The organism is Rhodopirellula bahusiensis, assembly GCF_002727185.1.
Lineage (GTDB): Bacteria > Planctomycetota > Planctomycetia > Pirellulales > Pirellulaceae > Rhodopirellula > Rhodopirellula bahusiensis.
In genome coordinates this window covers 75311-101072 of sequence record NZ_NIZW01000015.1, presented here as the reverse complement: position 1 = coordinate 101072, position 25762 = coordinate 75311, and the positions used below count along the sequence as shown (strand labels likewise).

At 54.2% G+C, this 25762-nt stretch carries 14 protein-coding genes; 8 read left to right on the top strand and 6 right to left on the bottom strand.

The window, feature by feature from the left end; genetic code table 11:
- Positions 1 to 126: 126 nt before the first annotated feature.
- On the bottom strand, positions 127 to 1587 hold the full coding sequence (locus CEE69_RS19265; RefSeq protein WP_099262247.1) for an anthranilate synthase component I family protein: 1461 nt from the start codon (positions 1585 to 1587) through the stop codon (positions 127 to 129).
- A 115-nt stretch (positions 1588 to 1702) separates the two neighbouring features.
- Positions 1703 to 4282 carry an ATP-dependent Clp protease ATP-binding subunit gene (locus CEE69_RS19260; RefSeq protein ID WP_099262246.1) on the bottom strand — a complete coding sequence of 860 codons (2580 nt, stop codon included), beginning with the start codon at positions 4280 to 4282 and terminating at the stop codon, positions 1703 to 1705.
- A 408-nt stretch (positions 4283 to 4690) separates the two neighbouring features.
- Between CEE69_RS19260 and arsS the strand changes: the two genes are divergently transcribed.
- The 3 genes from arsS to CEE69_RS19240 all read left to right on the top strand — a co-directional run bounded on the left by arsS (position 4691) and on the right by CEE69_RS19240 (position 9788).
- Positions 4691 to 5689, top strand: coding sequence for an arsenosugar biosynthesis radical SAM (seleno)protein ArsS (arsS, locus tag CEE69_RS19250; RefSeq protein ID WP_099262245.1), 999 nt, complete (start codon positions 4691 to 4693; stop codon positions 5687 to 5689).
- Positions 5690 to 5766: 77 nt separating this feature from the next.
- Entirely contained in the window at positions 5767 to 6855 is a 1089-nt protein-coding gene (locus tag CEE69_RS19245; protein ID WP_099262322.1) for a methyltransferase domain-containing protein, read from the top strand.
- 185 nt (positions 6856 to 7040) lie between these two features.
- The gene (locus CEE69_RS19240) at positions 7041 to 9788 is read left to right on the top strand and encodes a hypothetical protein (protein WP_099262321.1); all 2748 of its coding nucleotides are present in this window, start codon (positions 7041 to 7043) and stop codon (positions 9786 to 9788) included.
- A gap of 124 nt (positions 9789 to 9912) precedes the next feature.
- Here the strand turns inward: CEE69_RS19240 and CEE69_RS19235 are convergent, their stop codons facing one another.
- Complete coding sequence (locus tag CEE69_RS19235) at positions 9913 to 10905, bottom strand: HAD family hydrolase (RefSeq protein WP_099262244.1); 993 nt, start codon at positions 10903 to 10905, stop codon at positions 9913 to 9915.
- Positions 10906 to 11683: 778 nt separating this feature from the next.
- Between CEE69_RS19235 and CEE69_RS19225 the strand changes: the two genes are divergently transcribed.
- On the top strand, positions 11684 to 14386 hold the full coding sequence (locus tag CEE69_RS19225) for a hypothetical protein (RefSeq protein ID WP_158231049.1): 2703 nt from the start codon (positions 11684 to 11686) through the stop codon (positions 14384 to 14386).
- Between the two features lie 340 nt (positions 14387 to 14726).
- Positions 14727 to 16280: an SGNH/GDSL hydrolase family protein gene (locus tag CEE69_RS19220; protein WP_099262241.1), complete on the top strand. Its 1554-nt coding sequence runs from the start codon at positions 14727 to 14729 to the stop codon at positions 16278 to 16280.
- Positions 16281 to 16307: 27 nt separating this feature from the next.
- On the opposite strand, the gene deoC is transcribed toward CEE69_RS19220, so the two are convergent.
- Entirely contained in the window at positions 16308 to 17033 is a 726-nt protein-coding gene (deoC, locus tag CEE69_RS19215) for a deoxyribose-phosphate aldolase (protein ID WP_099262240.1), read from the bottom strand.
- Positions 17034 to 17311: 278 nt separating this feature from the next.
- On the opposite strand from deoC, the gene CEE69_RS19210 reads away from it, so the two are divergent.
- The 3 genes from CEE69_RS19210 to CEE69_RS19200 all read left to right on the top strand — a co-directional run bounded on the left by CEE69_RS19210 (position 17312) and on the right by CEE69_RS19200 (position 20752).
- Complete coding sequence (locus tag CEE69_RS19210; RefSeq protein WP_099262239.1) at positions 17312 to 18283, top strand: alpha/beta hydrolase; 972 nt, start codon at positions 17312 to 17314, stop codon at positions 18281 to 18283.
- 85 nt (positions 18284 to 18368) lie between these two features.
- Positions 18369 to 19775: an ArsB/NhaD family transporter gene (locus CEE69_RS19205; protein ID WP_099262238.1), complete on the top strand. Its 1407-nt coding sequence runs from the start codon at positions 18369 to 18371 to the stop codon at positions 19773 to 19775.
- 29 nt (positions 19776 to 19804) lie between these two features.
- Positions 19805 to 20752 carry a universal stress protein gene (locus CEE69_RS19200; RefSeq protein WP_099262237.1) on the top strand — a complete coding sequence of 316 codons (948 nt, stop codon included), beginning with the start codon at positions 19805 to 19807 and terminating at the stop codon, positions 20750 to 20752.
- Between the two features lie 414 nt (positions 20753 to 21166).
- On the opposite strand, the gene CEE69_RS19195 is transcribed toward CEE69_RS19200, so the two are convergent.
- On the bottom strand, positions 21167 to 21529 hold the full coding sequence (locus CEE69_RS19195) for a SpoIIAA family protein (RefSeq protein WP_099262236.1): 363 nt from the start codon (positions 21527 to 21529) through the stop codon (positions 21167 to 21169).
- Positions 21530 to 21847: 318 nt separating this feature from the next.
- Complete coding sequence (locus tag CEE69_RS19190; RefSeq protein WP_099262235.1) at positions 21848 to 25579, bottom strand: PIN domain-containing protein; 3732 nt, start codon at positions 25577 to 25579, stop codon at positions 21848 to 21850.
- Positions 25580 to 25762: the final 183 nt, after the last annotated feature.

Below are 25762 nucleotides of genomic sequence, written 5' to 3'. Positions count from 1 at the left end.
CGTTGGGCCACGTGGGCGGAGGCTGGGGCGGCAAGAAGACGAATCCGCAAGCAGCGGTCGGGTGTATGGCGGTTGGTTGTTCGGGTTCTTCGATTGGGCGGAGCCAATCGGCGACAGTTGGTCGAGCTAGGTTGATTCGGGGCGGATGGCTCGCAGCAACCCGGCCGCTTTGGTCCAGGTCTCTTCCAGTTCGCTTTGCGGTTCGCTGCGAGCGGTGATTCCACCGCCGACGGCAAAGTGCCATTGGCCGTCTCGCTGGGTCACAGTCCGGATCAAAATGTTGAAGTCCGCGTTGCCCGAAACGCTCACGTAGCCCATGGATCCGCAGTAGGCTTCCCGAGGTTGGCCCTCGAGGCGAGCGATCGTTTTCATCGCCTCGATCTTTGGCGCCCCGGTGATGCTACCGCCGGGGAAACATGCTGCGAGCAGTTCGCTGATGGTGGCGTTGTCTCGCAGTTCCCCTTCGACGGTCGACACGAGATGTTGAACGCTCTGGTAACGTTCGATCTCACAAAGCCCGGTGACTCGAACGCTGTCGTCGGTGCAGGCGATGGAAAGATCGTTTCGCATCAGGTCCACGATCATGATGTTCTCGGCGCGGTCCTTCACGCTGCCGCCAAGGACTTGAGCCAATCGCTCGTCCTCGATCTCGTCACCAGTTCGCGGCACGGTTCCTTTGATCGGACGGGTGACGACGTGGCGATCACGAATTTGCAGGAAGCCTTCGGGAGAAGAACTCAGGATCTGCTCACTGCCGAGATCAAAGAATGCCGCGTAAGGTGCCGGATTGGATTGTCGCAGTCTTCGGTAGAGGCCTTCTGCACTGTCGTTCGCTTCGTGCGTGAGCGTCTGAGCAAGATTGACCTGGAACGAGTCTCCGGCGCCGATGCGATCGATGATTTCAGCGACCGCGGCGACGTAGCGTACCGAGTCAAAGTTGCTTCGGACTCCAGCTTCCCCGGTTTCAAAACCGGTTGGTTCTGATGTCGGAGTCTTTGACGCTGAGCCGGAAATGGGAGGAGGTGTGGATGATCGCAAACGCTGGAGTATTGATTCGCCACGCACGCGGGCCCGTTCAGGGTCGGCGTCGAGCGAATCATTCAGACCATTGCAAATCAGCGTGGCTTTGCCGGTGGAGTGGTCCAGGGCGATGGTCCAATCGTAGATGCCAATCGCCATTCCGAGGGGAGGATGATCGCCAAAGGAAGTCTCGGGCATTCGGACGCTTGGTTCTAGCCACCAAGCCGCTTCGTAGGGGACCAATCCAGCCAGGCCGCCACAAAATGGTGGCAACTCAGCGTCGTTACTGAACAGAGGCAGTCGCGAACACCATTCATGGAACTGCGGCCAAGGATCGGGATCCAGAAGCGTCGCATGTAGCCAGCCGACCGGATCAGCCGTCAAAAACGAGTAACGTCCCCGATCGTGCTCATGGTCAGAAACCGAATCCAGCCAAAGCCGATGTTCTAACCCAGCGAGTTGCTTGAATAGAACGTCTAAGTCTGCAACCTGTCCGAGCGGATGTGTCCACAGTGAGGTCTCAGGCTTGTCATTCGTCGAGCTGTGGTTGCTGGCGGTCTCAGGCATCGCAGGCAGTTTGACTGGTAGACGTAAGCGTGATTGGCATGCCGCCGGGGCAAAAAAAATGCCTCGGCGAGTGATGGACTCGCCGAGGCACGTTGATATTCATCTGCGAAGCAAACTACGAAGCGTCGGACTTCGATTGATCTTCACTGCTGGATGCTGGAACCGTTTCCTCTTCGGAATCGCTGTCAGCCCAGCCACGGCTTTCGCCTTCGAAGTTCAGACGCGTGATCTTGCCACTGTCGTCTTTGTGAACATCGATGATGATCGTGTCCTTGCCTTCGAAAGCACCACGCAGCAATTCTTCGCCAAGTGGATCTTCGATGCGTTGCTCGATCGCACGACGAAGTGGACGAGCCCCGTAATCGAGGTTGCTGCCTTTCTTGATCAAGAACTCCTTCGCTTCGTCGCTCAAGTCGATGGCCAAGCCACGGTCGAGCAAGCGTTCGCGAACCTTCGACAGTTCGAAGTCGATCACGCCCTTCAAGTCAGTCGTGGTCAAGTGACGGAAGATGATCGTGTCGTCCAAGCGGTTCAAAAACTCAGGTCGGAAGACGCGTTCGATTTGGTCCATCACGCGAGACTTCATCGAGTCGTAGCTCGCATCGCCATCGGGTTTCTGGAAACCGAATGCCGATTCGTTCTTGATCGCTTCCGCACCCGCGTTGGTGGTCATGATCAAGATCGTGTTACGGAAGTCGACGTTGCGACCGAACGAGTCCGTCAAACGGCCCTCTTCCATGACTTGCAACAACATGTTGAAGACATCGGGGTGAGCCTTTTCGATTTCGTCGAACAGCACGACCGCGTACGGACGCCGGCGAATCTTCTCGGTCAGCTGGCCACCTTCTTCGTAACCCACGAATCCGGGAGGGGCACCGATCAGACGGCTGACGTTGTGTTTCTCCATGTACTCGGACATGTCGATGTGCACCAACGCGTCGGCATCACCGAACATGTATTCAGCGAGAGCCTTGGCGAGCAACGTTTTACCGACGCCGGTTGGACCAGCGAAGATGAACGAACCGGTTGGACGCTTGGGATCTTTCAAACCCGAGCGGCTTCGGCGCACTGCCTTGGCAACCGCCGTGACAGCCTGGCTTTGGCTGACGACGCGTTTGTGCAGTTCTTCTTCCATCTTCAGCAGACGCAGGGAGTCTTCCGTTGACAGTCGAGTCAATGGAATGCCCGTCATCTTGCTGACGACTTCCGCGATGATTTCTTCGTCGACGACGCCGTCGGTTTGCTGACTCTTTTCACGCCACTCTTGGGTGATCTGCTCTTTCTTCTTGCGAAGTTTTTCAGCTTGATCACGAAGGTTGGCGGCTTTTTCGAAGTCTTGGTTTGCGACCGCGTCTTCTTTGTCCTTGTTCAGCGTTTCGACTTGCTCGTCGATCTCTTTCAAGTCTGGTGGACGAGTCATGGTGCGAAGACGCACGCGAGCACCTGCTTCATCGATCACGTCAATGGCTTTATCGGGCAAGCAGCGAGCAGTGATGTAGCGTTCGCTCATTTCGACGGCCGCCACAACGGCGTCGTCGGTGAACTGAACACGGTGATGTTCTTCGTACCGTTCGCGCAATCCCTTGAGGATCTCGATCGTTTCCGCCTTGCCGGTCGGTTCGACCATGATCTCTTGAAAACGACGTGCGAGAGCGTTGTCTTTTTCGATGTACTTGCGGTACTCGTCCAAAGTGGTCGCACCGATGCACTGGATCTCGCCCCGAGCCAAAGCTGGCTTCAGAACGTTGGCAGCGTCGATGGCGCCTTCTGCTCCACCGGCACCGACCAGCGTGTGAAGTTCGTCGATGAAGAGAATCGTGTTTTTCACACGACGCACTTCGGTCATGACCGCTTTGATGCGTTCTTCGAACTGACCGCGATACTTGGTACCAGCGACCATCATCGCCAAGTCGAGAACGACGATGCGTTTCTCGGCCAAGATCTCAGGCACTTCGCCGCCGATGACTCGTTGTGCGAAACCTTCGATGATGGCGGTTTTACCGACACCGGCTTCGCCCAACAGGACGGGGTTGTTCTTGGTACGACGACAAAGAATTTGGATGGCGCGTTCGATTTCTCGTTCGCGACCGATGACGGGATCCAATTCACCTTTCTTGGCCAATTCGGTCAGGTCGCGGCCAAAGCTGTCCAGGGCAGGAGTCTTGCTCTTGCCGCTTTTGCTGCTTCCGCTGCCGCCACTGCTTCCTTCGCCATCGCCACCACGGCCACCGCGTTCGCCAACCTCAGCGCCTTCGAGCCCGTGTCCAAGCAGATTAAGAACTTCTTCGCGGACGTCTTCCAGCTTCAGACCCAAGTTCATCAGAACCTGAGCGGCGACGCCTTCTTGTTCGCGAAGCAATCCCAATAGGATGTGCTCGGTGCCGACGTAGCTGTGATTGAGATTGCGTGCTTCTTCCATCGAGTATTCGATGACTTTCTTCGCACGAGGTGTTTGCGGCAATTTGCCGACGGTCACCATTTCTGGCCCGCTTTGCACCAATTTTTCGACCTCGAGCCGGATCTTTCGCAGATCAACTTCGAGATTTTTCAACACGTTGGCAGCCACGCCGCTGCCTTCTTTCACCAACCCCAACAAAATGTGTTCGGTGCCGATGTATTCGTGATTGAATCGTTGAGCCTCTTGGTTAGCCAATTGCATGACTTTCCTGGCTCGGTCAGTAAACCGTTCGTACATATTCTCCGTCCCTTAGACCAGACCGACTGTCAAACTGGCGAATCTTTCGACCCGATTTGTTTCCCTACGCAAACTGTACGCCACAAGTCACCCACAAGACGAGGGAAGTCAGGCTCCGTCGTCTCAAAAACCAATCAATTGCAGGGAAAATCGTTTCACGCGTGCTTTTTGCGAAAACGAACTTCGACGCACAACCGGCCGGTTCCCCATACCGTGATCACTTCATCCTACCGTTTTGTCCCAGTAACGGGGATAGGACTTCGTTGGTCATCTTGTACGTTGGGACTGCTTTGATGGTTTCCTTTCCGACTTTGGCGGCGTATCTGCTCGAACTGTGCTGTTGCCGACGTCGGATCGTGCGATTTGAATCGATCCTGCCGCCCCGATGAATCCTTGGAGAATGCACCTGTGTCGAGTTTGTTACCGATTGTGAATGAAGGCCTGCCCACCGGTGTGGTGCCAACATTCGCGTCGCGATTGGAAAACGGCATTCTCTGGCGCAACCAATTGAATCAGTTGCAAATCAATCTCGGCAAACTTTGCAATCAAACCTGCACTCACTGCCACGTGGATGCTGGGCCGACCAAGAAACGCGAAAACATGGACGACCGCACGGCGGATCGTTTGCTGGAATTGGTCGCGTCTTGCCCCGCCATCACCACTGTCGATTTGACCGGCGGCGCACCGGAGATGAACCCGAATTTCCGACGCTTGGCCAAGACTTTTCGAGACGCCGGATTGCGAGTCATCGACCGTTGCAACCTGACCATCCTGAGCGAACCCGGTTACGAGTGGGTGGCGGAGTTTTTGGCGGAGCACGAAATCGACGTGGTGGCATCGCTTCCGTGTTACCTGGAAGACAACGTCGATGGTCAACGCGGCGGGGGCGTTTTTGGCCGCAGCATTGACGGACTGCTGAGGCTAAACGAACTCGGATATCGACGCGAAAGCGAAACGCATCGACTTGATTTGGTCTACAACCCCACCGGGCCTTCGCTTCCGCCGGACCAATCCAAATTGGAAGCCGATTACCGCCGCGAATTGGCTGCTCGATATGGGATCGAGTTTGGCCGTTTGCTGACCATCACCAACATTCCCATCCGCCGATATGCCCAGTTTTTGCAAAAACGCGGCTTGCTGGATGATTACCTGCGATTGTTGTCGGAGAGCTTCAATGCGAAAGCCGCAGAGGAAGTGATGTGCCGGTCATTGGTGTCGGTCAGCTGGGACGGTCAAATCTACGATTGTGACTTCAACCAAATGATCGATCTGTCTCAAAAGACTCGCACGGTTTGGTCCATCGAATCGTTGGATGAGTTGGTGGATCAGCCCATCGCATTGGCGGACCATTGCTACGGTTGCACCGCAGGGGCCGGCAGCGGTTGCGGCGGCGCACTGCTCAACTGAGCAATCCGAATCGTTGAGCGATCGCCGTCTCCAAATTTCATTGTCCTTTTTTCTCTTTGTGCATCGTTATGTCGTCTTTGAATGTGGAAGCTGCTGTTCGTGAACGCTACGCCCAAGCCGCCCAAGAACGTGAGGCCGAACTTTGCTGCCCCGTCGACTACGACGCGAAGTATTTGAAAGTCATCCCTCAAGAGGTCATCGATCGCGACTACGGTTGTGGTGATCCGTCGAAGTATGTTCGTCCGGGCGAGACCGTTTTGGATCTGGGCAGCGGCGGCGGAAAGATTTGCTTCATTGCCTCACAAGTGGTTGGTGAACAAGGTCACGTGATCGGTGTCGACATGAACGATGACATGCTTACGCTGGCTCGTGAATCGCAGCCGAAGGTCGCCGAAGCGATCGGCTACGACAACGTTACATTCTGCAAAGGCAAAATCCAGGACTTGGCGATCAACCGTGACGAGGTCCAGGCTTACTTGAAGCAGCACCCAGTGACCGACGATGCGGGGCTTCGTGCGCTCGAGGCATACTTGGCCGAGCGGCGTCGGGAATCACCCATGATCGATGACGAAACGATCGACGTGGTTGTCAGCAACTGTGTGTTGAACCTGGTTGATGCGGATGAAAAGGAGTTGTTGTTCGACGAGATCTTCCGTGTCTTGCGACCCGGCGGACGAGCGGTGATCAGTGACATCGTTTGCGACGAAGAGGTGCCTGAGGCGATGCAAGCGGACCCTGAATTGTGGAGCGGTTGTATCTCCGGTGCCTACAAGCAAGCGGCGTTCTTGGAAGCGTTTGAGAACGCTGGTTTTGAAGACCTTCAAATCGCGGAATTGCAAACCGAGCCTTGGCGAGTCGTCGAAGGCATCGCGTTCCGATCGATGACCGTGATCGCAACTCGCCCCGATGAAGAGGCAATCGAATCCGGAATTGCGGCGACGAGCGGATTGCAACGGGTCTATCGCGGGCCGTTCAAGTACGTGTGTGACGACGCCGGTCGCATGTACACGCGAGGTGAGGTATGCACCGATGAACTCGCCGAAGCGGCGTCGCGGGAAACCATCGCCGATCAATTCGCGGTCTACACCAGCGACTCAAACGCAAAGCCCAAAAGCTTCTCCCTGCCAACCGCAACCGACTGCTGTTCCGGCGACAGTTGCTGTTGAGCCGTTCGGTTGGCTCGATTGACCCCAGCTCCGCATCGAATCTTTTTGGTGGGGGTGGCGTGTCACCCTGCGGTGCCTGTTGAGTTAGGATATTCGGACGAACGCAGGGAGTGGCGGATGCTGGTGTCGATGACGTGGCAACACCCCTGCGCAGGCGAAATCGAACGCAGGCGGAATTGTTGGGCATGTCAAAATCGGAGTTGGAATCGAGCGGAAAGACCAAGAGTCGACTTTTGTTGAAGGTCCTGCTGTTAACGCTGGTACTGATTGCCATCGTGGTTGGTGGCATCGGCTTGTATCTCTACCGAGCGGAGCAAAACCGGTTGGCAGCTTCGGCGGCTTCGTCTGCCGCTATGGCTGAGCGGATGAAATTGCAGGCCGAGCTGATGAGGTATCGGGACGAATCCAAGGTGACTCTGAAGGATCTGGAGTCGGAGGAATTCGTGGCATGTCTCGACCAGATTCCGATCGATGAGGAAACTCAAAAGTTGCGGCTTCGCGATGCGGTGAAGGCGCGTACAAAAGTCGATCCACATCTGAAAACGGCGTTGCTGGATGTATTCGATGCGCCGCTTGTCGGCAACGAACCTCCCGTTCGATACGCGGACCTGGTGAATGATTTCGCGGGTGACATTGATTTGATGCTGGAACGTTTTGTCACGCGCAATCAGCAAAGCGAAGATGTCGAGCGTGTCAAAGCTGCCCTTCGCCAATGCCTGTTGGACGGATTCCGTTTCGAGCATCCGTCAGAGAAAATCCTGGAGACTGTGAAGTCGGCGGAGTCACTCGGGGATCCAATTGTTCTGTTTGCATTATTCAAATCGGATACCGGCGTTTCCAACGAAATAAAATGGAAACGAGTGACAACTGCTTCGGATCGCATGGCTGAATCGCCAGAAATGTTTGATCCGATGTTCGTCGCGATGGTGCATGTGGACGCGTTGCGTTTCCATGCCGACGATAAAACCTCAGATGAGTACGATGCGGCCATACGACGGTATCTTTCCGCTTGGCCTGCCGCATGGCAGGAAGCGGCCAGGAGAAAACCAAGTGTTGGACGCGATCATATTTGTCTGAGTTCATTGTTCTTATCGCTTGGGCTTTTGAACTCCATTGCTCAGATGGATCTGGTCGAGGCATTGGTCTCCGTCGAGCAACCGAAAGTTCCCACGTACGTCGTTCATCACATCGTTGGGCAGCTATTTCGCGAAGTTGCGTGGGATCATCGCGGTACAAAGTTCGTATCGGATACGGATGCCTCTGCGATGGAGATGTTCGACAAACTTGCAACGATCGCCTCATCGCACGCGGTCGAAGCTTATTTGCTGCGACCGGAGTTGGCTTGGTTGGCTCGGCAACCATTGAAGCTGCAAATGGCCAATGGCAGCACTCCCCTGTCCGTGCATCATTGGTTCAGGCTGGCACTGAGCGGGCACATTGATCATCAATCCGCCTACTCGGACTACAGCTTGGCATTGATGCCTCGATGGGGCGGAAGCGAAGATTGGCAAAAGAACATCGCAAATAAATGTCTTGATACGGAGACAGAAGACGGGGTGGTTGAGCTCCGTTCCAACGTATTCATGGATGACTATCTGATGCGTCGCACGCCCGACGTTACGATGGTTGACGATCCGGCGAATCTATCGTGGGCGAAACGTTCCATTGCTGCCTGGGGCAAATTCAATCAGAGCAACCGAACATATGGGTTCGGGATACGCGGTGCCGAGCTTGCCCTGCAAATTCTTTGGGAAGCAGGGCAGTTTGAGGATGTCTCTGAGTTATTGGAAGTTCTTGGACCCCGCACCGAACAGATCAACTGGGGAACACGCAACATGAACGAGGAGGAAGTGCGTTTCATTTGCAAGATGGCCGACGGCCCCGCTTACCTGTGGTGGATGCCGATTCAACAGCGACTGGTGTTCAATAGTGAAAGGTTGGATGAAACGAATACCTCGGCTCTGCACTTGAGTTTGGATGCGTTGGAGACCGTTTGGCTTGATGATCAAGATTTCGTTGTGTCACGTTTTCCCGGGCTATCGGACGAAGAGATCCAGTCGAAGCGTGCCTACGCCAAACAAATCTTGGACAACCGGCGAACCCAGCTGAATCTCTTGGAACGGTACCATCGCGGCGAGATGATTCACTTCACCACCAACGAATTGGCTGCCAGTTTCACCCCAATCGGCACGCCCGAAAGTGTGGAATTGCGTTCCAGTGCGAAGTGCCATCAGGACGCGATGCAAATGGCACGTGAGTTCGAAGACTTGGATGCGAATGACTTGGACGAAGCCGAAGCGGACGGCGGATCTGAGGTGCCGCGAAACGAAACGCTCGATGAGATTACTGACGTCGCAGGCGGTTTTCGGGTGGCGACCGATTGGCTGGATTACACGTTCCTGCTTCGGAATCAGATTCGGTATCCGCTGCCAGCCACCTATGAAGTCACGGTCACGTTCATCGAAGCACCGAAGTCGCCACACGGGGTGAGTCTGCTTTGTGGTCCCGATGGATTGGGCGGGCTGATGAACGAGTTACGAGGAACGCAAATTCGTTTCTCGCCCGGGGGTGAGTTCCTTCTGACCGATGAGCTCCCCGAGCGTTGGGGGAAAACACCCATCTTTCGCCAATGGATGTTGAAGGGCACCAAAAAACGAACGCGGCGATTGCGACTGGATATTGGCGAGGGTGGCTACCGAATCTTCGTCGATGGGGAGCAACTTCACGAGAGGGAAACCTCGCTCCAAACGAACGGTCTGTTCCAAGTCGGCTGTGCCAGTTCACGTCGCTTTGATCAAACGCCTGGCATTCCACACGTTTTTAATGTCTATGATTTTCGTGTGCAGAAATTAGAGGAACCTCCCTTTCCAGATGCACCGAGTTACGATTCTGAATTCTTGGATTGGGAAGCCGATTCGGATGGCTTTCTTTGATCGCGAGCGAGCCCATGGTTGGAACGCCACTTGAGTCAAAACGAGAATACGCCACGCGGTAATGGCTCGATAGCGAACCTCGTTGAATCATCTGGCGACTGTCTTGTGAGCGTTGGTCGTCGATTCACTCACCTGGATAAATTGTTTTCCAGTCCTGCTTCATGTCGACGACGGTCCAGCCTTTCTGCTTGGCATCATCGAGAGCTTTATCGAGTTGGCCAATGTGCGATTGGCGGTCGTACGCCCATTCGCGTTCGCCATCGGTGTGGTGCACGATCAAGGCGAAACTCGGTGAATGGCCAATCGTGGTGTACTGAAGCATTTGCCAGTCACCGTCGGAGTTGCCCGCCGCAAGAATGGGACGTCTGCCAATGTGCGAATGAATGCCCACCGGTTTGCCTTCTTTGTCGTCAACGAAATCAACCTCAGGCAGTCGCACAATCACGGGCTTGCCATCGCGAACCTCGTAGCGTGTTTTGATGCTGCTGCCGACGACCTGTTCTGGTGGAATGCCATAGGTGGCTTCCGTCCATGGCCGCATGAAAGCGATTCCGCCGCCCGAGACGATGAAGGTCTTGAAACCGTTGGCCCGAAGATAAGTCAGCAGTTCCAGCATCGGCTGATAGATCATTTCCTTGTACAGACGTCCGGTCTTGGGATGCTTCGCGGTCGAGATCCAATCCGTGACGATCTGTTCAAACTCGTCGGCTGTCATGCCCGCGTGCGTTGCAGCAACGATCTCAATCAGCGACTTTTTTCCGCCGGCCATGACAGCATCGAGATCGCCTTCCAGGACACCCTTGAACGGTTGTTTGGTTTTCCATTCAGGGTGATCCGGTGCCATCGCTTTGACGCGGTCCAGTGCAAACGCGAGCTGGAAATAGTAGGGCTGCTCACTCCATAAGGTTCCATCATTGTCAAAGGTGGCGATGCGTTCTTCCACCGGGACGAAGTCTGACGAACCCTCTTCGGTGACACGCTCAACAAAGACCACGATGGATTGTTTCGCCGCGGTGTCATTCCACGAGGGAAGCGGGTCGTTGGCCACCGCGGTAACGGGCGAGGTTGGCAAAATCACCACAAACGCGGCGAGGGACAACAGGTGATTGATTCTCATGGTGTTTCGTTATGACGAGTACGGGACGAGTAACAAGCGAAGCGTCGCAAAAAGGACCGTTTGCAATGATCTGAAAATCGGAAGGGTTTGTCAGCTCAATCAAGCCGATGGCTGGATTTGTTAGCGGTAATTTAATCAACCGATTCTACGGAAGCATTCAGTCGAAATGCCGTTGTTGATTCACTACGGCAATTTCGCTCCGGACTGGCTTCGTTTGCCTTCAAGAATTCGGGAAAGCTTCTGCAGTGCCTCTTAGTTTACGAGGTAAATCACGATGGAGAGTCGGGAGAGGAGTGAAATCTGGACGGAGTCGACGATTCCATCGGAGGCTACCAAGTCGCAAACGATTGGGTGGATCGTTCATCCTTTCTTGAGAACCTTGTTCAGTATTCTTTGGCAGGTGGTTGGTGGCAATTGGGAGAGCGTTTCCGTGCTGGTGCCATCCAAATTCGTCATGCGGATCTCGTGCGGGGTGCCGGCAAGCCCCAGCTAGGGGCTTCTGGTGTACGATGAATTTGTGATTGAGCGATTTGGCAGCAATTACCCGGCGTTCGGGACCATCTGATCGAAGTTCGGTCCTGGGGGCAAACGCATCAGGTGTCAACGGATGTTGTGATCGAGTGATCGCCCATTCAAAACGTTGCGAAGAAAATGGTGGACTGGGAAGATGGAAGATCAAAACTCGATGACTGAAGATTCGATGCGCGAGACAATGGTGCACGAAGACGGCACCAACGGCTCCAAGACAAGGGGGAGCAGTTATTGGCGGATTCTCAAAATGGCCACGGTCATCGTCCTGTTGTTGGCGGCATGGTCAGTGGCATGGGGGTGGAAGGTCTACCGGTCATCGAATGCAACGTTGGAGCAGGCGAGAATTTCTTCAGCAGCGATGGTTGAACAAGCGAGAGTAGAAGCGGAAAAGCTACGCTATCGCGAGCGTAATCCGTTGTCGGCCGAAGATATTCGCAGCGACAGGTTCCAATCTTGCTTGGATAGGATTTCGGTCGATGTGACCTCTCAGAAAATTCGCCTTCGCGACGTAGTCAAGGCTCGGACGAAGACCGATCCTCATCTCGAGGATGCGTTGCTCAACGTCTTTGACGAGCCTCTGGCTGGATCCGAAAAGCCTATCTATCGGGATGATCTCTACGAAGAGTTCATGATTGATGTCGACGTCCTGATTGATCGTTTTAAAAAGCGTCATGAGCAAGTCAGCGGCATCGACAGTCTTGCAGAAAAGGTGCGCGACTGTTTTTGGCACAACTTGATGAACAAGCATCCGCCGGTCGAGTCGCTGAATGCGTTGATTGGGCAAGAAGAGTTGGGGGACCCATTGATTGGACTGGCACTCACGCTTTGCGATCCCGATGGGGGCGCAAAGACCCAACTCAATCGAGTACGCGATGCGTCAAACCAAATTGCGGAGGCGGAAGAGAGGTTCGATCCGCTACTCACGGCGTGGGTCAGCACGATGTCGCTCGGGATTCAGGCTCAGCACTACGATGCTGATCAATTCGATACCTCCATCCGGCGGTACATGTCGGCTTGGCCAATTGCTTGGTGTCAGTTCTCGCAACGTGCTGACAGCGTGGGGCGAGACCACGCCTGCTTGCTTCGAATGTTGGGAGAACTGGAGCGACTGAATGCATCGGCGACGATGGACTTCTTCGATGAGTTGACTTCTAGCAAGGTTGATGGTGTTCCTGATTTTGTGCTGCACGCGGTCGCCCATGAAATCATCAGCAAGGTAGCTTGGGACTACCGTGGAAACCAATTTGTCTCAAAGACGAATGAATCGGATTTCGATGTGTACCTTGAGCTGGCAGCCATCGCGAATACCCACGCGGTCGAAGCTTATGTGCAACGTCCAGAATTGGCCAAATTGGCTACCGAAGCATTGTCCATGCAGAAGCAGTTGTCGAAGACTCCGTTGTCGACGCATCACTGGTTTCGCCTAGCGCTGAGTGGACACTTGGACTACGATCCAGCTTTCGGTGCATATTCCATATCGCTCATGCCTCGCTGGGGTGGCAGCGAATCCCTGCAGAAGAAAATGACGATGAAGTGCCTTGAAGCGGACAGCCCCGATGGTGCCGTCGAAATGTGCAATACCAAGTTCGTCCGTCCCTATCTCGAGAGAAAGTCGAAAGACGAGTCGGCAATCGAAACGCCTTTCAATTTGGCTTGGGCTCGCAAGTTGATATCAGCCTGGAAGAAATACCATTCCGTCGATCGAACTTACCAGCTCCGAACTGCAGTGCCATCTTGGGCACTGCAGATACTCTGGGAAGCCGGAGATTTTGAAAATGTGATCCTAATGATGGATACACTGGGAGAGCGTGTGAATGAGGTGGACTGGGTTGGTCACAACATGGATTCCAATGAAGTACGGTTTGTCTCTGAGCTGGCGAAAGGAGAATCGCGTAATCTTTGGATGACACTGCACCGTCAAGTTGTATTCAACAGCGAAACATTAGATGCCGAGCAGCTTCCAAAGTTGCGCAAGAACCTGGACACGATCGAAGAATCCTGGCTCGGGACGCCGAATGCTATCGAAGCGTGCTGCCCGGACGGAACTGAAGAGGATTTCGCGAATGCCAGAGCGTCGGTCGAGAGGTTACTGAAGAATCGGCGCGAGCAACTACAGTTGCTGGAAAGGTTTCACCGTGGAGAGCAGATCCACTTCACGTTCAATGAGTTGGACGCCACGATGCGGACGTCAGGCCCGTTTGAGCGTGCTGACTGGCGAACAATCCCACAATGCGAGGACGATGCGTTGAGGTTGACGGAACATTTTGACAGCGGTTCCGGTCCCTTTGACGAATCCAACGAAGCTGCTGCGATTGAAGAACCTGAATGGGACGGTGACGCTATCGGCGGAATTCAGGTCAGAGTGGATCGAATGAATCGGTTCTTCTACCTGCACAACAATACAAGATATCCCTTGCCAGCTCGGTACGAGGTTACGGTCACTGCATCGAAAGATGAGTATTCACCTTATGGGATGGGGATTCTCTGCGGGCCGGATTGGAATTTTGGGCTCAGAAGCAAGCTGAATGGGATGGTCTTTCGGTTCGCTCCTGGAAGTCGCTATTTCTACGTCAATGATACCCCAGACGATTCACGCTTTAAGACCAATTACCGCGAGTGGTCGGGATTGAAAGAAAGCGATCACACGATGCGGATGCGACTAGATGTAGGGCGTCGCGGTTATCATGTGTACGCTGACGATGAGCTTCTCCACAGCTCAAGGCAATCACTGCGAACGGGTGGGATTTTTCAGGTTGGCCGGTCCAGCAATCGAGCCTACGACATCGATGCCGGGAAGGAATGCATCTACAACCTCTATGACTTTAAGGTTCAGAAACTGACGCAAGGTCCGTTCGAAGCAAGCCAGACAGACGATGTCGAAGGGCAATCATCCGAGTCGGAGGAAGGACGAACGAATGAAGCAATGAGCGACTCGGAAAACTTTATCTGAACGGACACGGGCGAATGGCTTCAATGTCAGGCCGAATGGATGGGGGAACCATTTTAGGATTGCTGAGATTCTTTCGATGCATTGTCTTCAGACAACCAAATCGATTTCGCCTTGGTTTTACTGGTAGAGGTTCTGGGGTTGCCTTGAGCCAATACAGGGGGGCTGTTTCAAATTTGGCTGCTATGTTGAGTGCGATGGTGAGCATGGACGTGATGGAGCGTGAAAGTACGCGGGAAGAGTCGCCGGCGTCGCGGTTGCAATTCTGGAAAGCAATCCGAAGAGAAATACAACCGGCGATCGTTTCGGTGGAGTCAATCGTCAACGACAGCAAGGTGTACCGTTGAAGTACGAGCGTTTCACTGACGGCGGCTGTGCGAAAGAGGAGGTGCGTGCCCCGGGAGGGCGACTTCGACGCAGGCGTTGGGTGATGCGGTTGATGGCGATGCTGGTTGCTTGCTTGCCGGTCGTGCTGTTGGAGTTGGGGCTGCGCGGAATGGAAGATTCCGCCGACCAGGCAATCGACTACGATCCCTATGTGGGACTCAATCAACTGCGGCCCTTGTTTGTTCTGAATAAAGATTCAGATCGGTGGGAGATTCCACCGGAACGATACAACTTCTTTCGGCCCGAATCGTTCCCGGCGAAGAAGGCACCTGGGACTCGACGTGTCTTCGTTTTGGGCGGGTCGACGGTTCAAGGCAGACCCTACGCGACGGAGACTGCCTTCTCAACTTGGTTGCGTTTGTGGCTCGAATCAGCCGACAGTGATTTCGAATACGAGGTCATCAATTGTGGCGGGGCGTCTTACGCCAGTTACCGGGTGGCAAAGATTCTCGAAGAGGTTTTGGAGCATGAACCTGATGCGATTGTGCTGTACACCGGTCACAATGAATTCTTAGAGGACCGCACCTACGCACACGTTCGCGAAATGGGCACGGTGAGTCGTTGGGCAACTTCGATCGGATCAAGACTGCACACGGTTCGTTGGGTGCAGTCATTTTTTGTTGCCTCCAATAAACCAACGGAGTTGGCCGCGAATGTGGACACAATCTTGGACCGCCCCGGTGGATTGGAAAGCTATCAGCGTGACCCAATTTGGCAACGCGGCGTGGAAGGGCATTTTGCCACCTCGTTGGAAAAGATTGCCGGGCGAACGCGGGAGAATGATTTGCCTTTGATCATGTGCGTTCCCGTATCTGATTTGGTCAATACGCCACCCTTCAAGATACAAACGCGATCGGATTGGACCGAAGACGAAGAGAATCGTTTTCGTTCGGCTTGGTCAATCGCCAGCGATTCGGATCGGAGCCCATCTCGCCGCATCGATGCTCTTCGCGAATGCTTGGAAATGGATCCAGCCCACGCGGGAGCAAACTATGTCTTGGGGCGGCTTCTCTATGACCGGGGTGACAGCGAACCGGCACGGCAGTATTTGATCGCGGCTCGTGATCATGATGTTTGCCCACTGCGAGCAACGAGTGCGATCGTTCAATCGACCAAGGCGATCGCCGAGCGATACCGGGTTCCGTTGATTGATGCGCCAACGTTGCTGGACGAACGAGATTTCCGTGGTGCTTTGATCGCCGATCAAATTCCCGATCCGAGTCGGTTCGTCGATCACGTGCACCCCAGCATCGTCGGGCACCAAAAGATCGGTGCCGCGCTGGCACAGCAGTTTGAGAAGCTCGGTTGGGTGGAGCTGACTGAGCAAAGTGCGGTGCGATACGAGAACGCCGTCAAAGAACACCTGAGCAAGCTTGACCAGGATTACTACGTTCGTGGCAAACAGCGTTTGGAAGGGTTGCGGTTGTGGACGATGGGACGCGCCGGGCAGCTCGCAACAGAGATGGCGGACGATCCATCCAACCTGCAAGAAGACCAGCAACAACCCTGAACCATCAAATGGCTTGTGCGATCACAGTCAGTACCCGGAGCTGCCGGTCGCGGTGACTTCGATTTCCGGCAAGCCGAGTTCTTTTCGGGCTGCACCAAGCATCTCGGCAGTTCGGCTGGCACCGCATCGGGTGACGCCGAGAGCTCGTACTTCCAGCAGCGTTTTCAGATCTCGGACGCCGCCGGCCGCTTTGACTTGAACATCCTCGCCCGAGTGTTGCCGCATTAGCCGAAGGTCGTCCATGGTTGCGCCGCCGGTGCCGTAGCCGGTGGAAGTTTTGACCCAGTCGACTTTCACTTCGGTGCAAATCTCACACAAGCGAATTTTGTGTTCGTCCTGCAGGTAGCAGTTTTCGAAGATCACCTTGATCTTTTGTCCTGCCGCATGCGTCAGTTCGGTGACGGCACCGATTTCGTTTTGAACGTAGTCCCATCCGCCACTGAGCACTTGCGAAATGTTGACAACGAAGTCGAGTTCTTCGCAGCCGTCTTGGATTGCTTGCTCAGCTTCGGCTTTCTTGATCGCGGTGGTGTGGCCGCCGTGTGGGAAGCCAATCGTGGTGGACGCTTTCACTCCAGTCCCGGCCAGCCGCTGGGCGCATTTTTTCAAGTAGTAGGGCAGGATGCAAACGCTGGCGACTTCGTAGGCGATCGCCAAATCGATTCCGGAATCCAAGTCGGCTTCGGTCAGCGTTGGTGGCAGCAACGAGTGGTCCACCATCTTGGAGACGTCGTGATATTGGTAGTCAGCCATGGTATGGGGTGTCCGTGGAGCAGTTGCGAGGAAGCGAAACGTTTTGAGTCGCGAAAACGGGGGAATCGAAACGTCAAGAGCTTACCGCCAGAGTGACGTAGCCACAATCAAACCGCTCAATCCGATCTTTGCGGCATCGCTCAGGATCGGGACGCATTGAGAGGAGTCATCGCAATGGTGCGAGGCGCGGGCGGGCAATTGGCGAGCGGCCCGGGGGTGCATCGACAAAGCGGATTGTTACCATACGCCGGCATTCACCGTCCCACCGGAATCGAACCATGACACTTCACCCGCAAGCTCAAACCTTTGTCGCTTTGCTGCGAGAGCTGCAGCCACCTCGGTGGGAAGAGATGGGCGTCGTGAAGGCTCGACGTGGTTTCTCGGCTTTGGTCGACAGCTTTGGGGATGGGCCGGCGATGCAGTCGGTGGAAGATCACCGAGTCGAAGAAACCACTGCCGATGGCCAGTCACTGTCCGTGCCGGTTCGCGTCTACCGTCCGGAAGGTTTGCCCGATGCGGCTCCCGTGATCATGTTCTTTCACGGCGGCGGATGGGTGCTGGGTGATGTTGCCTCGCACGATTCGACTTGTCGACGTTTGGCGGGTGCATCTGGGGCGGCGGTGGTTTCCGTTGACTATCGCCCGTCGCCCGAGTCGCCGTTTCCCGGGCCGGTTCAGGATTGCTTTGTCGCGACGAAGGCGATCGCAAAGTTGGCGGGTGAGTGGAAGCTCGATGCGGATCGAATGGCGGTGATGGGCGACAGTGCCGGTGGCAATTTGGCCGCGGCGGTGGCGTTGCTTGCCAAAGACGATCCAGACGTTTCAGTGAAGTACGCGGTGTTGGTCTATCCAGTGGTGACACCGAGGTTTGATTCTGGATCCTATCGCGAGTTTGAGAGCGGGTTTGGTTTGACCAAGCGGACGATGCAGTGGTTTTGGGCCAACTACTTCGGACTGGAGGAAGACGGCTTCTTTGGCATCGAAGCTCATCAGGACGCCGATCCACTCGCGGATTTGATGGCAGCGGATTTCACGGGCTTTCCGCCGACGCATGTTCTGGTGGCCGGCTACGACGTCTTACGAGACGAAGGGTTGGCTCTTGCCGACAAGATGGAATCATCTGGGGTCAGCGTGACGCGAGAGAATGCCTCGGACATGCTGCACGGGTTCATTCACTTTGCCGGCCAGTTCGAGACCGGAGTCACGGCCATGCAATCGCTCGGCAAGCGAATTGCGAATCAGCTCGCGTGAGCAAATCCGATCCGCGGTTGGTTGCTTTCCAGTCGTGCGTTAGGCTGCCGTGTGAACGTGTCCGAGTTCTTTCCGGAGTGATTTCATGATGTTGGCTGCATCGCTGACTGAGATGCCCACCGCGTCCGCACCCGCTTGGGTGATGGTGCTGTTTGCCGTGGTGATGATGGCAACGTACGTGGGAGTGGCGATCGAACGCTTTCACAAGACGGTGGCGGCACTTTGCGGTGCAGCGGTCTTGGTGATCCTGAGCGTCGCGTTGGACTTGTTCGAATATCCAACCGTCTACAACTTCCTGAAAGAAGATCTCAATATCTTCGGAGTCATCATCGGCACCGGGGTTTTGGTGGATGTCGTCGGGAAGAGTGGACTGTTTCACTTCATCAGCATGTGGATCGTCCGGCTGACGGGCGGCCAAGCCAACCGGCTGTTCATGACCCTGTGCGTGGTCACATTTTTGTTTGTCAGTGTGCTGACCATCGTGCCCGCGATGCTGATCCTCAGTTCGCTGGTGTTGGTGATCTGCCGCTCGCTCGGTTACAAGCCGATGCCGTTGTTGCTGTCGGTGGCAGTGTGTGCGAACAGTGGTGCGATCGCGACGTTCGCCAGCGGATTGCCCAACATCATGATCGGGACCGCGGCCGGCATTCCTTACGTCGATTTCTTGCGAGTCTCGCTGCCCTACGCCGTGGTCAGTTTGGTGGTCGCGATTGCGGGTTTGCGTTGGTTCTTTCGAAATGATTTGCCGTGGAAGCAATCCGACGAAGACAAAGCCGCGTTGAAACAGCAAATCGAGGGTTTCGATCCTTGGGCGTTGGTCGAGAACAAAGGCGTCTTGTTGCGAAGCTCCTTGATTCTGCTTTGCACCGTGATCGGTTTTGCTTTGGCACAACCACTCGGAGTTGGCATGGATTTTGTCGCGATGGTGGGAGCCACCGCGGCGTTGCTGTTTGCGGGCAAAGGTGTGGAGGATGCGATTGGCAAAGTGAACTGGACCGTGATTTTGTTCTTCATGGGGCTGTTCATCATCATCGGATGCGTCAAACACACCGGGGCATTGAAATGGGTGGCTCAGCAAGTCGTTGTGGTGTCCGACAATCGGATCGAATTGCTGGTGCCTTTAATGGGCGGTTTCTCGGCCGTGGCTAGCTCGATTGTCGACAACATTCCGGTTGCCGCGACGTTGATTCCGATTGTCCAAGATGTGTCGGGCGGTGACACGGGAGTGCCCGCCGAACCGTTGTGGTGGACGCTGGTGATTTGCTGCAATCTTGGCGGCAACGGAACACCGATTGGTTCCATCTCATGCGTGATCGCGATTTATGCTTTGAAACGCGAGGCTGGCATTCACGTTGGCTGGGGCACTTTTTTGAAGCTCGGCGGTGGCATCATGGTGGTGCAGGTCATCGGCGCGATTCTCTACATCATGTGGATGCACCATCAGGGATACATTCCTGATATCACGGCGATACCGACCTTGCCGGCCCACTGAGTTTCCTTTTCTAGCGAGCGACTTGAGTAATGGATCAATCACCCGATTTGGATCGTGATGTCGACGATTCGATGCGCATGTTCGAGCGAGCGAAGGTGGGATCGGCAACTCCGATGACGCCCATCCGACCGTCGCGAGTGATGTTGGTTTTGGATGGTTCGCCGCAAGACGCGACGTCCATTGAATCGGCAAAAACGCTTCGCGAAGAATTCAATACCGAGACGTTGGTGTTGGACGCTCGAGACGCAGCGGAATCGACCGATGCGGCGACCGAAGATGCGATTCAGGCGGCTCGGCAAATGAGCGGCGCCCGCGCGATCGCTCGTGGAGAAGGCGAAGCGTTCGAAGTCATTCTGCAAGCGTTGCGAACGCACGACGTGAACATGGTCCTTGTGCCCTGCCCCTTTGGACGCTCGTTCGAGCGAGTCGGAACGGACAGCGTTGGGACCGTGATGGATGTCCTGCTATCGCGATGCCCGGTTCCGATTTTGGTGACCCGCCGAGAAGACCAGGTGTTCCAGACTTGCCGTGGGCGAGTCCTATTGATGGCGGGAAGCGAGTGTGACGTCGAGAGCCGAGCGGCGGCCTGGGCGTTTGGATTGGCGTCGCCGGGCGCCGAGGTCTCGTTGAACTTGATCGTCGAGAAAGAGCACTTCGAAAACGTGCGAAGCATTCTGGAAGCGATCCGTCCGGATGAAGCGTTTGATGTCGACAAGCTGAGCGATGCTCTGGCGCAATCGCACACGCAATTGCACGCCGCGATGAATGCGACCGCTCGAGAAATGAAGATGAGCTACGCATTGATCCCGCAAGCCGGCGAGCTCGCACCGCCACATCCACTTTCCGATTCGACGCAGCAATTGCTGGTGATGCCATTGGAAGTCGATGACCGATTCATCCAAGGCTTTGTGAACGATCGTCTTCGTCGCAGCCCGCATCCACTGTTGATCGTGCCCGGACACGTTCTGTCGGAATAGGTATTCGATTCGCGAATCTTCGCGTGCTCTCCTATCAGCCGTTTGGCGTTCGGACTGAGTCGAAAAGAAGTGGCATAGGCTTCCAGCCTGTGATTGCACCCGATCCTTTCTCGGCTTGTTGATTGAGTCGTCAACAACGTTGGAACGCCTGTAGGATGGGCACTCTTGCCTTTTTATATCCCACATCTCGAAACACCAAAGATTAGTGTCCGATCAGAGCGGATTAGTGTTCCACCAGAGCGGTCAAGGGAACACTAATCGCCGCTAATCAAACACTAATGATTCCTCGGCAAGGGATGTTCGGTCTTAAACCGCTTGGATTCCCAACGCAAGCGGCTCTCAAAAGATGTAGGGTACAAAAAGGCACTCTTGCCCGTCCGAGTCGCGGTTGTCGGCCAAGAGTGGCCAACCTACTCAGGTTTCTTGGATCCAAGCCCGGGCATCTTCGATGTTCGCGAGATCAAAATATTTGACGGCAGCTTTGGTGAACGGTTTGCAGAAGGTGGCCATGCCGGCTTCCCACTTCGATTCGCCGACGAGTGCGAGTCGTTCGATATCGCTGAAGTGTTTCATTGCGAACTTGGTATCGGCCCAGAGTGCGGCCGCGTCCCAGCCATGAAAGTCGGTGAGCACGACCATCATCCGGACTTTGCCCCAGCGTTCAATTTGGGCATCCACCACCGGCACAAACTGCTCGTAGGCTTCCCCGGTGAGTTTGCCAGAGAGAACCAGTTCGATGATCTTGCCCTCGGCAATCTCGGTGATTTCGTACGACATGACGGTTTTCGTGTGGATCAGAGAGATGGGATTTGAGTGTCTAAGTTTCAGTTTAGCGAAGGGGCACAAGTGGCTGTGAGCCAGCGCAAAAAAACTCGCTCAGCCGTTTGCCCACGGTCCTCTTCAACTGAGACGATCAACTCGTTGACCGACGTGACCTTCGGGCCACATTTCGACAGCAAGGAAGGCGCTGAAAGCAGAGACGCCTCCAATTGCCCCCCGTCTCCTTTTGGGCTTCCGTTAAAAATTGGCCTGTAGGATAGCCACTCATCACGTGGTGTTCGAACTGTACGAGTTGCGGTGCAGCTTGATACCAACTTATCTCAGCTTGGCCCAGTAGATGAACTCCTCTTTCAGGAAGCTCGCCGACGGAAAATCGATCGGGAAAAACTGGTCAACGTGACGAATCATCAGCCGTACTGTTGCCGCGCAGTTCAACTCATTGAGGGTCGACTGTACAATCGTAGTTTGCTTGAATTCGACACACGATGACCTGCGAAGCTGTCGAAAGAAGTCTAGCATATGACGAGCCTTTGCAGATCGTGGCATCCTTAGTGAGCGAAAAAGACGCAGGCACTGTTTCAGAGGCCAGGTATTGATATCCCAGTTACATAGTTCGCCTGCCGCAACGACATCTTCGTTGTTCCAAACTGTTGACACGTAATTCCAGCCAGCTAGTTTAGCCACCATTTCGCTGTAGAGCTGAGGAGTTGCAGGGCTACCATTCGCTAAGAAGGCCCTGAGAAGCAACTGGGTCCATATTCGATCCACACCGAAATCAGTCTCTGCGATCATGGCAGTGCAAAAGTCATCGGTCCACAGTAAAGAGTGTTCGTCGACAGCTATGCCAATCGAATCAAGGCTATGGAGCCCGATGAACTCACCGTAGAGTTTGCGTTTCTTTGGGGCAAGATTTACCATTCCAGGGGAATCCCTCACCTCGCAGTGTGACTCAACGAAGGAAACGATTGATTCTATTTCTTCGCGGTCGCGTTTCGCTAATTCAAACGGCACCTCCCGAATGGTGAATTCACCTTCTGCGGTGAGGGACGCATAGGTGTCCGCCCCTTGTTCGGGATCAGGAAGTTCGCTGAGCCAATCAATAATTGTCTCTTTGGATTTTCGAGAAACGATGAATTCGTATTGGTCAGCGAGGCAATCCAAAATGCCAAGTCGCGTGATGGTTACAAGAGCAGATAAATCCGTGACGATCTTCTGCCCTTCAAATCCTTCAACAGCACGTTCATCGAACTCGCTTGGAGAACACTCGTTGCACCGTAGCATCCAGGCGTCATTCGCAGTCAGACCATCCATGGTTTTGTACTCGCTTAACCCTATGCGAGTTGCAAGTAGATGCAAGGAACAAGGTTCCTCGTGGTAGAATGCTATCGCCTTGTCTACATATTCCTTCCGTTCCTTTAGACTCTCAACGAGGGGAGCTGGATCTAGGTCGTCCGGTGTTCCCATGTTGATCGACTGTATTGATGCCTCGCCTGGAAATCGAATCTGGAAGTTCTTTATCGAATCTTCGAAGCGATACGCGTATTTTGACTTGACGTCGACGATCCGTTCTTGATGAGGCTGCGCCGTCAAGCGAGTGAGGTCGACAGAGTCGCCTCTATGTTTCCCAACCAACGGTTGGGCTACGGGCGAAGTGGCCGTGAATTCATCCCTCGCAGGGTCTGGACTTGTATCCTCTATGACGACCCAACGAGTGTCTTCTTTCGACGAGTTCTTGAGCTGAACCGCACTTTGAACGTCTACAACGTTGGGTTGGACTGCAATCTCGGCTTTCTCGGCAAACCTTAAAAACGTCCAGATAAATTGCCCATGCGCGAGCGCGCTGGAAAAGTGGGAGCGCAGTTGGTGGTAGAGAAAGTCAATCGCAAGCAAGTAACACGATGTTTCGATAAGCGGGACAACTACTAGGTACGCTTCTTCGGGGGAAATTTTTGGGGCGTGCGATGCCAACTGTTTAGGGAGATCGACTTCTCCGAGCTTGGCGAGGCGAATCGCAAGGAAATTTCGCATCGCACCATAGTAGACATTGTCAAGTTCTCGATATTTGGTCGCCAGTTCAAAAGCCTTCTCTGGTTGATACTGAGATAGGAGTTGAATCTCAACTTTTCGGATCAATTGATCTTGTTGACCTGTTTCCCTGAGCTCAGAGCAAATGCGCAGAAGAGTGTCGTGGCGATCGAGCCGCTGAGCGCAACTAAACAACGCTTTGCAGTCGTCGTTCAAGATCCCTGGCACAGCCGCTTGCTCCCAAAGCGGGAGGGCCTTTTCCTCTTCGCCAAGGCGGACCAGTATTCTGGCTAATATCGCAATCTCCATTCGATGGGCAGATTTCGAGCTTGAATTGAGCGCATCGAAAGCGAACTCACCTGCACGGTTTCGCTTCCCCGATTCGAGCTCAATCCAAGCCAGTAAAGAATTTCCTTGGAATGAAAATTGGTCAACGAAACTGTCGGGCACACATTCTCGGGCAAGCGATAGATTTGAAAGCTCGATTGCCCATTGAACACAGAAGTATCGAATTTCGTTCGACCTATCAAAATTACGTTCGGTCAACTTGATGAAATCAGACAGTACCTCCATTTTGTCACGCGGAGAAGCGCAGTGGTACTTTGTAACTCCAATCAGGAAGGCGGCTTCATCCGACGATGAGTCAAGCACTGGAAGCATCTCCTCTGCTGACTCGTAATCGTCCTCGCTCAAAAAGAATGATACTGCTGCTTCTGCGTAGAGACTTGGAACACTAGCGGCATCAACAGCGGCACGAAAGTCCGCGTCGGCTTTGTCGAGTTGCCGCAAGAACGAATTAACTCTCGCACGGTGAATAAGTATTTCAGGGATCAGGCCGCGATAATTGTCGCGAATTGCCGCCTTTATAGCGTCCGAATAATGCTCAATCGCTTTGGTGAGTCGCTGTGTACGTGTCTGCCAATCGCCGTGCAGAGCTAGGTGGTGGGAGACCATGCCCAGTGCAAATTGGGCGTGTGCGGAGTCTGGGGATAGTTCAACTGCCTTACTTGCGGCTTCCCTGGCGTCCTCAGCTCTTCCCCACTTCAGGTATCTTTGGGCCAGCTCAATGTTGACATCGATATCGGTGGAGGAGTGCGTGTTGATGCTCTCTTGGTACGGCTTGAGATCGGAGGCTGTTTCCGAGTTTCGGATAATAAACGCCATCAGATATGACGACTGATCGCCATCGTTTATCAGATTCTTTGCCTCGATTAGTGCTTGCTTACGGTCCCCAGCGAACTCCAGAGCGAGTACTCGATTCCGCCTTGCTTGTTGCAGGTTTGGGCATGTTTCATACGCAAGGTGGAACAGGCGTATCGCTTCGTCGGCCTGTAGAGTTTCCAAAGCCATCTTCGCCCTGAGTCGCAGAATCGCGTAACGCTGATTCGTCTCCAGAGCCTCGTTCTGTTGAGGATCTGGCAGCTTATCAATCTCATGCTGAGCCGCTTCAAGCTTTCTAACCTCGAATAGCTTATGAATGTCCTGGAAGAGTTCGTCAGCGTTGTCCTGGTCCAAGTCGACAGTTGGTTGGTACGAGGCTCGGCTTACTCGGGCCAACGGAAGAGCCTCTATCGATTCGGAGTACACGATGAACTCGGCGACCGCCCTTCCAAACCCGTCCAAGTAACCGCAAACATCCTCCCAAAAATGAATTTCGACCTTAAACGGAGGGCAACCTGCATTTCTTTGGTTTAGCTGCAAGACAGTATCCTGAGCGTTTTTGCTCTTCCTAGCTGTTGTGGAGATAATGAAACGGTCAATGCTATGCGCTGAAGCCTCTGCAGCGAAAACCTCATCGTTGATTTCTTTTGGTGGAATCGTCTTCGTCGGCTCGTGGTTTTTGCACTGGATGACGTGGAGTGGTTTCATTCCAAGCTGATCGATGATATCGATTCCATCTTGCTTTTCTCCTCGCTTGCCATATCGAACTAGCCCTTCGCGACGTAGAAGATGACGATAGAACCTTACGCAAAACTCTTCAAATTCATCTTCGTTTCCGGGGTGTGGATACCTGAACCGCATACTGTCTTCACACCGTAAGTTGTAAGTCGCGTCTATGGTGCTAGGCGACCCATTGCCACGCCTAGGCGAGTAGGAGAGCACTTCGCCTGAGATTAATTAATATTTACCTGACTATTATTGCAATCGGGCTAATGCCCGTCATTCACAACCGTTTCTCATCTGCTTTGTATCGTTTCCCAGAAG